Here is an 8,262-nt window from a genome sequence, read left to right on the forward strand (position 1 = left end):
GGGGAATCGGGAGCGCCGCACCCGGGATCGGCGCTTGAGCGCGTCCGCGGCGATCAGCGTGGCGATCACGGTCGCCTGAACCGCGATAAAACCACCGAGGGTGCGCAGGGCCACGGTGCGCAGGCTGCGCGGTTGCAACAGGGAAGTAGCATCCACCGGTTCAGCCTATCCACGCCCGTCGACGGACTGCCAGCGATCTGCCGGCCGGATACCACTTCGGAACGCTTGATCCGTTGCTCAGAGCCTCCCACCGCTGGCCCCGAATCCGGAGTTCCCGGCGGTCGCTGGCATTCAAGCCGTAGCACAAATTGGTGACTCCGCCGGCTGAAAATCCTCCCGGATCCACCCACGACAAGGCGGCGAAGGACACACCGCCGCGCAGCGGCCTTGCCGCCGCGGTCGTGCGCGGGGGAGAGGAACCCGATCCCCGGTTCACCCTCGCCAACGAGCGGACCTTCCTCGCCTGGACCAGGACGGCGCTGGCCCTGCTGGCGTACGTCCCTGGCCTGGCACCGCACCACTGGAGCGATGATTGTCACCGGGGGGCTGCCCCTCCGCTAGCGGCCCGCCATTAGCAGTAGGGCGTGGTACCCAGCACCGATCAACGGCGATTCTCCAAAACCTCGCCCGAGACATCCAGCAGCTCGACGCGGTACCACCGATGCTTACGATGCGCCCGTGCGACGCCCACGCTTTCCGCGACCTTTGCGCAATCCAATCTCGTAGGCGGTGAAAGCAACCATGGTCAGCGTGATCAACGGCAGCACGAACCATGCCATGACTGCCGTAACTCCTTCCAAGGCATCGTGTTCGGTGGCGGCCAGCACCACGAATCCGGTATAGGCCAAGAACAGGATCACAAAGAGCCCACCTTCCCACCGGGCCACGGCGAAGCCGGTGAACGCGACGGGCAACAAGGCGATCGAGGTTGCCACCATCACCGGCAGATCGAAAGCAACTGCGGCATCGGGTACCGGCAGGCCCCCGGAGAAGAACAAGGCCGGCACACCGAGCACCATCCCAATGTTGAAGATGCAGCTGCCAACGACGTTGCCCACGGCCAGGTCCCGCTCTCCGCGGCGCATGGCGATGATGGACGCCACCAGCTCGGGCAAGGACGTGCCGATGGCCACGACAGTGAGGCCAACCACGAGGCTGCTGATGCCGAAAGTGGCGGCGATGTTGACTGCCCCCTCCACCAAAACGTTTGCTCCGGCCACCAGCAATGCCACCCCAACAGCCACAAAAACAAGCGAAAGGCCCAACGGGACGTTTGGACGCTGTCCACCTTCGTGCACCTCGCTTCCGCCCGGGGCATCCCTTGAAAGTCCCGAGTTGGATCGGGATGCCGTGCTTCGGCGCCGACCCAACACAACGGTCAGTCCACCATGGAGGATCACCGCCATGAACAGGATCAATCCGTCCACCGTGCTGATACGGCCGTCGACGGAGAGCAGGAGCAGCATCACCGACAGGGCTACCAGCAAGGGCAGGTCGAAACGCACCAACTGGTGTTTGACCGCCAGCGGAGCGATGAGGGCCGAGAGGCCGAGGATGAGCAGGATGTTGGCGATGTTGCTGCCGACCACATTGCCCAAGGCCAGTTCTGGCTCCCCGTCAAGAACGGACTTGATGGCCACCGCCAGTTCCGGGGCCGAGGTGGCGATCGAGACGACGGTGAGCCCTACGACCAAAGACGAAATACCCGCTCGTACGGCCAGCGACGATGCGCCGCGCACAAGCAACTCTCCTCCTGCTATGAGCAACACCAACCCCAAGGCGATGCGCCCGACGTCCGGGAGAATCATGGCCTCGAGTCTACGCACGACCGCCCAAGCCGACACGTCCAAGGTGGATCCCACAAGGCCCGCCACCAAGGCGCACCACCCTCCCCGGCCACCGTCGGCCATGCTGATCTAATTCGTTGCCCTGTCGCAAAAAGCAATGAGTGCCGATCCCTTGACGGACAGCAGGGCGGGGCAAGTACCGTGCTTTCAAGCAAGCTCGGTAATTCGCTGACCATGGGCCGCTACGGCTCGTGGAAGGAGCGGCACAGCACTTCAGCCGCACCCTGCGTCTCGCACCACACCTTTCGAGGAAGGGGCCACTGCAATGGTCGGTGACGTGCGGCATCGCGAAGGCCATCTGGCCAGCGGGAACCACGGGTTGATCGGCTGCGGGCGCACCGCCGCGCCGGTGGCCCAGGACGGGTCGGCCGACGGGTTGTTCCCTCCGTGCTTCGCCGGCCTTGGAACCGGGGCTGAGTGGTGATGCAGTCCCCGGCCCTGCCTCTGGTCGTGCTGGTGGTGCTCACACTGGCCGCACCGCTGCTGGTCCGGGGGCTCGGCCGCAACGCCGGGTATCCAATCGCTGCGGGCTTCCTCCTCGCCGCCGGGTTGGTCGTGGCGCAACTGCCGGAAGTGACGGCGGGCGCAACCCCCACCGCCACCTGGGCGTGGATTCCGTCGTTGGAGGTGCATTTCGCGCTGCGCCTGGACGGATTGGCGTCGCTGTTTGCGCTGCTCGTGCTCGGGGTGGGCGCCCTGGTGATGGCCTACAGCGCCCGCTACCTTGAACCAGAGGCCCCTGCGGTCCGGCTGTACACCCTGCTGACCGGCTTCGCCACCGCAATGCTCGGGCTGGTGATGGCCTCAGACGTTCTGACGTTGTTTCTGTGCTGGGAACTGACTACGATCTGCTCCTTCTTCCTCATCGGCGGGACGGGTACCACCGGAGCCAAACCGGCTATGCGCGCGTTCCTGGTCACTGGGGCGGGCGGGCTGGCCCTGCTGGGAGGACTCGCCGTCCTGACTGCCGGAACCGGCACAACCGACCTGTCCGCCGTACTGGCCAACCCTGAGCTGCTGCACTCCTCGGGGTATGCCCCTGCGGTGGAGGTGTTGATCATCCTCGCGGCGTTCACCAAGTCCGCCCAGCTGCCGTTCCATTTCTGGCTGCCCGGGGCGATGGTCGCTCTCACCCCGATCAGCGCCTACCTGCATGCGGCGACCATGGTCAAGGCCGGCATCTACCTGCTGCTGCGTTTCGCACCGATTTACGGTGACCAACCGGTGTGGACCTATGTCCTGCTGACCGTTGGGCTGGCCACAGCCATCGTCGGGGCGCTGTTCGCCCTGCGCCAGCACGACCTCAAAGCGCTGCTGGCCTACTCGACCATGAGCCAACTGGGGTTGTTGGTCGCCGCGACCGGCGTCGGCACCCCCGCGGCCCTCGGGGCCGTCGCCACCCACACCTTCGCCCACGGGCTGTTCAAAGCCACCCTTTTCATGCTTGTGGGCATCATCGACCGTGAAGCCGGCAGCCGGGACATTCGAAAGCTTTCCGGGTTGCGCCGGGTCATGCCGGTGACCGCCACCCTGACCGGCATCGCTGCCCTGTCCATGGCCGGGGTGCCACCCATGCTGGGGTTCGTGAGTAAGGAGACCCTCTACGAGGCGTTCCTGGACGCCCCCGGACGCACCGGTGGACCGGCGTGGGTGGGAATCGCAGCGGCGGCCTTCGCAGTGCTGGCCGCCACCCTCACCTTCGCCTACGCGGCGCGCATCTTTGTCGGGGCCTTCACCGGGCCACTGCTCCAACGCAAGCTGTACGAGCCCTCCAAAATCTTACTCGCCCCCGCCGCCGTGCCGGTGGTGATCTCCGTGGTGCTGGGTATTGGAGTCGGCGTACTCACCCCCTTGGTCAACCGCGTCGTCAGCGATGTCGCACCCCAGGGGCAGGACGCCACGTACTATCTGGAGTTTTGGCACGGGTTCACCCCGGCACTGGGCCTGTCCGCGGCGACCCTGGCGTTGGGGACGGTGCTCTACCTGCGCCGGGATCGCATCGATCGAAGCCTGCAGCGGTGGCACATGCCGGTCACCGGCGCCGGAGCCTTCGACGCCCTCTATTCAGGAATCCTGCGTCTTGGGGCGGCGGTGGGGCGTCCTTCCCAGACCAGTTCGACCGCCGGGCAGCTGAGTCCGATCCTCGGCGGGCTGCTGGCCCTGGCCCTAGTGGCAGTGATTGCTGCGCCAGTGCTGCCACAGCAGCTGGAAACCACACGTCGTGAGGACTGGTTCGTCATCGCCCTGTTGGCTCCCACGGTGTTGATGCTGGCACTCACGCGGTCCCGCTTCGCGGTGGTGGCGCTGTTGGGCGTGGTGGGCTATTTGATGGCTGTGTGGTTCCTGTTCGCGGGAGGCCCCGACCTGGTCCTCACCCAGTTGCTCGTGGAGATTCTCACCGTTCTGATCGCCGTCTTGGTCCTAAGGCAGTTGCCCGCGACCTTCGCCCGCCCCACCCGGCCGCGCGGGGCCGCGACCGCGGTGATGGCCGTTGCTGCCGGGCTGGCCGCCGCCGCAGGCGCGCTGGCCCTGACCGGGCAGCGCGATCTCTCCGCCACCGGGCAGTACCTGCTGGAGGAGGCACAGGCACAGACCGGTGGAACGAACGTGGTCAACACCGTTCTGGTCGACTTCCGGGGCCTCGATACGCTGGGGGAGGTCACGGTGCTGGCCATGGTGGCCGTCGGCGTCGGCATACTGCTGCGCACCTGGTCGGCTAAGGATGCCGAGCGGGAGCCCCGACAACCCGTGCTGCTCACCCGGATCCAAAGGCTGCTCTCACCGGTACTCGTGCTCTTCGCGGGATACCTCCTGCTGCGCGGCCACAACGATCCCGGGGGAGGGTTTATCGCCGCTTTGGTCACCGGTACCGCCGTGGCCCTGCGCTACCTGGCCGAAGGGGCACGAGGCATGGTCCACCTCCGCCGGGCTGTCCCATGGATGCTGGGAGTCGGCATCGGGCTGGCCGTGCTCACCGGGCTCGGTGGCCTGATCTGGGCCGGATCCTTCCTGACCGGCGGTGCAGTGGCGCTGGGCCCGGTCAAACTCACCGCTGCCCTGGTCTTCGACGTCGGGGTGTTCCTCACCGTCCTGGGCCTCGTCATCCGCGCCGTCGACCGCCTGGGGAGGCCCGCATGAGCGCCGCCATCGTCGTGGGCCTGCTGGCCGCCGCCGGGGTCTACATGGTGTTGCAGCGGGAACTTGTCCGGGTGGTCTTTGGCTTCGTGCTGCTGGGACACGCGGCGAATGTGATCCTGCTCGCCGCCGGAGGACTCCAACGGCGGCAACCACCCCTGGTCGGGGACGGCGTCCCGGCCCAGGCCGCCGACCCCCTGCCGCAGGCCTTCGCGCTGACGGCGATCGTCATCACCTTCGGCATCACCATCTACCTGCTGGTGCTCGCCCTGCGCACCTCCGAACGCGCCGATGACGACGCACCCTCTCCCGAGGACGATCCCCCGGGCGCCGGCACGGCTGAAGAGACGCCCCGGGATGCGTCATCGCGGCCGGATATGTCCGGGCGGGCCGGGCCCGGGCAGGAGGGCCGATGAACGCTGTGTTGGCCCTGCCGGTCGCCGCCCCTGTGCTCGGCGCCGCCGTACTGCTGCTTGTCCCGGCTCGGTGGGTCCACCGGGCGGTCGGTTTCACCCTCACCGCGGTGGTGTTGGCCCTCAGCCTTCTGCTCCTGACTCAAACGCGCGGGGGCATCGTCGTCGAGCAGATCGCCGGCTGGCCGGCGGGCATTGCCATCCCACTGGTGGCCGACACGCTTTCCGCGCTGTTGCTGGCGATGTCCGCGGTCGTCGTGCTGGCCTGCACCGGGTTCGCCGCCGCCACCGGATCGGACGCTCATCCGCACTTCTGGCCACTGGTGCTCGTACTCACCGCCGGGGTGTACGGGGCATATCTGACCGGGGACCTGTTCAACCTGTTCGTGAGCATCGAAATCATGCTGGTGCCCTCCTACGTGCTGCTGACCCTCCAGGGTGGACGCGACCAATTGGCGGCGGCCCGGGTCTATGTGCCGGTGAACCTGCTGGCCTCCACCGTCCTCGTCGCCGGAGTCGGTCTGGTGTACGGTGCTGCCGGCACCGTGAACATCGGTCAGTTGGCCGGGCAGGCCCTGGAGTCTCCATCGGTGGCCGTTGCCGCCGGGGTGGTGATGCTGGCCCTGGCGGTGAAGGCCGCCGTCGTGCCCGTGCATGGGTGGCTGCCCCGTTCCTACCCCCACGCCCATCCGGCCGTGCTGGCCCTGTTCAGCGGACTGCTCACGAAGGTCGGTCTCTACGCCTCGCTGCGCGTCTATGCGGTGGTTTTCGACGGGGACCCGCGCTACCACCTGCTGATCGTGGCCATCGCGGTGATCACCATGGTTGTGGGCGTGTTGGGGGCCGTGGGGCAGCAGAGCATGCGTGAGATCCTCAGCTTCCACATGGTCAGCCAGATCGGTTACATCGTCCTGGGTATCGCCCTGTTCGGAATCGCCGGACTTGGCGCGGCAATCTATTATCTGATCCAGTACGTGCTGGTGAAGGCTTCCCTGCTGCTGGTGGCAGGGGCGGTTCACCACGGATACGGCACCGACCACCTCGACCAGCTCGGGGGACTACGCGCCCGTGAACCCTTGCTGGCGTTTGCCTTCATCGGAGCCGCCCTGTCCCTGGCCGGACTGCCCCCGTTCTCCGGGTTCGTGGCGAAGTTCGCCTTGGTCGTGGCCGCCGTGAGCGAGGGACAGTACGTCGGTGCGGCGGCCGCCGTCGCGGTGAGCCTGTTGACCCTCACCTCCATGGTGAAGATCTGGCTCGGCACCTTTTGGGGTGAACCACCGGAACACCAAAGACAACGACGCCGGGTGCCCGTCGGAGCTGCCCTCCCGGCCCTGGTGCTCACAGTGATCTCCCTGGCCCTCGGCGTGGGCGCTGAGGTGCTGCTGCCCTGGACCGAACAGGCGGCCACCGCCCTGCTGGACGCCACGGAGTATGCGCAGGCTGTGGGGGGCGCCCAATGAACCGGCTGTTGCGCCTGCCGGCCCGGCTGGGGCGGCTGCTCTGGTTCCTCCTGTGGTACCTCGGCCAGCTCATCAGCGCCAACGTCTCGGTCGCCCGGCACGTCCTCGCACCCCGGCCCCGTGTCGTGCCCGGGATCGTCCGGGTGCCGCTGCGCTCATCCCGTGAAAACCCCGTGGCCCTGCTGACGGCGCTGGTCACGCTCACCCCCGGCACCCTGGTTCTGGAAGTACACACCTCGCCTCCGGTGATGTACGTGCACGGTTTGCACGCTCCGGACGCCAACGACCTCCGCCGCCAGATCCAGGACATGGAGAAGCGCATGCTCGACTCCGTGTTTCCGCAATCCACAGGAGCATCATGGTGATCCTCAATGCCGGGTTCATCCTGCTCGGCCTGACCCTCCTCGCCACGCTGTGGCGCATGGTGGTAGGACCCACCAACGCCGACCGGGCAGTCGCCGCCGATGTGGCCTACTTCGTGCTCATCGCGGTCATTGCACTGGCCGCAGTGCGCTTCGACGAGCCGATGTTCTTCGACCTGGCGCTCGTGGCCACCCTCGTCGGGTTTCTCGCCAGCATCTCCCTGGCCCGACTTGTCGATCGGAACTCCCCATGACCGGCATTGCCGATGTGCTCAGCGTTCTCCTGCTCCTGCTCGGCCTCCTGCTTATCGGACTCGCCGGTCTGGGACTGGTGCGGTTGCCTGACGCCTACTCGCGAATGAACGCCGCCGGCAAGGCCGCTGGATTGGGCGTCGTGTGTGTCCTGGCCGGAAGTGCCCTCCTGGTTGCCGATCTCAGCGCCCACTTCAAGGCCCTTGCCGCGATCATCCTCCAACTCATCACCGTTCCGGCCGGAAGCTTTGCACTCTCCCGCGCCGCATACCGGTCGCACACGCCCCTGGATCCCAGCACCGCCTACGACGAACTCGCCCCGGACCTCGGCAACCTCACCGAGGACGACCACAACTCCAAACCGTGAGCGCTCGCCCTGGCTCTCCGTAGCCCGGCAGCACACACGACCGCTCCGGTCATACCACCCCTGCTACCTCACCGTCAGTCATATGCACCCGGCGACCACCGAGAAAGGACCTCGGGAACCGTGCCAACTTGCACGGTGCGGGGCATGAGGTCCTGGGTTACGCCAAGGGCTCCTCATTTCCGGAACGACGTCAAGGACCGTGACCCCACCGGAGCGCAGCGCCGACGGGGCATCCTTGACGTGGATCTGCCCGTGGACTCCGCCACGACCCACAGCGGATTCCGGTGTGCCCAGGACGGCACTGACCACCGCTGAGCCCGGGGGGCAGCCGGTGAAGGTGATCGGCTGTCATGCCAGAATGATGCCATGTCTTCGACATCGCCCGGCGCCGGGCGTTCCAACGGCCCGAAGCCCGATCGAAAGCCT

At 67.0% G+C, this 8,262-nt stretch carries 7 protein-coding genes and 1 pseudogene; 7 read left to right on the top strand and 1 reads right to left on the bottom strand.

Going from position 1 to position 8,262, the window contains the following annotated elements:
* Positions 1-311 precede the first annotated feature (311 nt).
* Positions 312-494: pseudogene (locus tag AC4D2R_RS17820) on the top strand (YidH family protein); the annotation flags it as partial.
* Between the two features lie 171 nt (positions 495-665).
* Here the strand turns inward: AC4D2R_RS17820 and AC4D2R_RS17825 are convergent.
* Positions 666-1,808, bottom strand: a complete 1,143-nt coding sequence (locus tag AC4D2R_RS17825; protein ID WP_490941439.1) for a calcium/sodium antiporter — start codon at positions 1,806-1,808, stop codon at positions 666-668.
* A 462-nt stretch (positions 1,809-2,270) separates the two neighbouring features.
* Between AC4D2R_RS17825 and mbhE the strand changes: the two genes are divergently transcribed.
* From mbhE to mnhG, 6 genes are read left to right on the top strand one after another with little or no spacing between them, the layout of a single operon-like run.
* The gene (gene mbhE / locus AC4D2R_RS17830) at positions 2,271-4,985 is read left to right on the top strand and encodes a hydrogen gas-evolving membrane-bound hydrogenase subunit E (RefSeq protein WP_490941444.1); all 2,715 of its coding nucleotides are present in this window, start codon (positions 2,271-2,273) and stop codon (positions 4,983-4,985) included.
* Positions 4,982-5,398, top strand: coding sequence for a sodium:proton antiporter (locus AC4D2R_RS17835; RefSeq protein WP_490941440.1), 417 nt, complete (start codon positions 4,982-4,984; stop codon positions 5,396-5,398). The genes mbhE and AC4D2R_RS17835 overlap by 4 nt, the downstream gene beginning before the upstream one ends.
* On the top strand, positions 5,395-6,855 hold the full coding sequence (locus AC4D2R_RS17840) for a monovalent cation/H+ antiporter subunit D family protein (RefSeq protein WP_490941441.1): 1,461 nt from the start codon (positions 5,395-5,397) through the stop codon (positions 6,853-6,855). Before AC4D2R_RS17835 ends, AC4D2R_RS17840 begins: the two co-directional genes overlap by 4 nt.
* Positions 6,852-7,220: a Na+/H+ antiporter subunit E gene (locus AC4D2R_RS17845; RefSeq protein WP_490941442.1), complete on the top strand. Its 369-nt coding sequence runs from the start codon at positions 6,852-6,854 to the stop codon at positions 7,218-7,220. The genes AC4D2R_RS17840 and AC4D2R_RS17845 overlap by 4 nt, the downstream gene beginning before the upstream one ends.
* Positions 7,214-7,471: an MrpF/PhaF family protein gene (locus tag AC4D2R_RS17850; protein WP_490903509.1), complete on the top strand. Its 258-nt coding sequence runs from the start codon at positions 7,214-7,216 to the stop codon at positions 7,469-7,471. The genes AC4D2R_RS17845 and AC4D2R_RS17850 overlap by 7 nt, the downstream gene beginning before the upstream one ends.
* The gene (gene mnhG / locus AC4D2R_RS17855; protein ID WP_490941443.1) at positions 7,468-7,836 is read left to right on the top strand and encodes a monovalent cation/H(+) antiporter subunit G; all 369 of its coding nucleotides are present in this window, start codon (positions 7,468-7,470) and stop codon (positions 7,834-7,836) included. The genes AC4D2R_RS17850 and mnhG overlap by 4 nt, the downstream gene beginning before the upstream one ends.
* Positions 7,837-8,262: the final 426 nt, after the last annotated feature.

Source organism: Arthrobacter sp. TJ-217, from assembly GCF_058269255.1.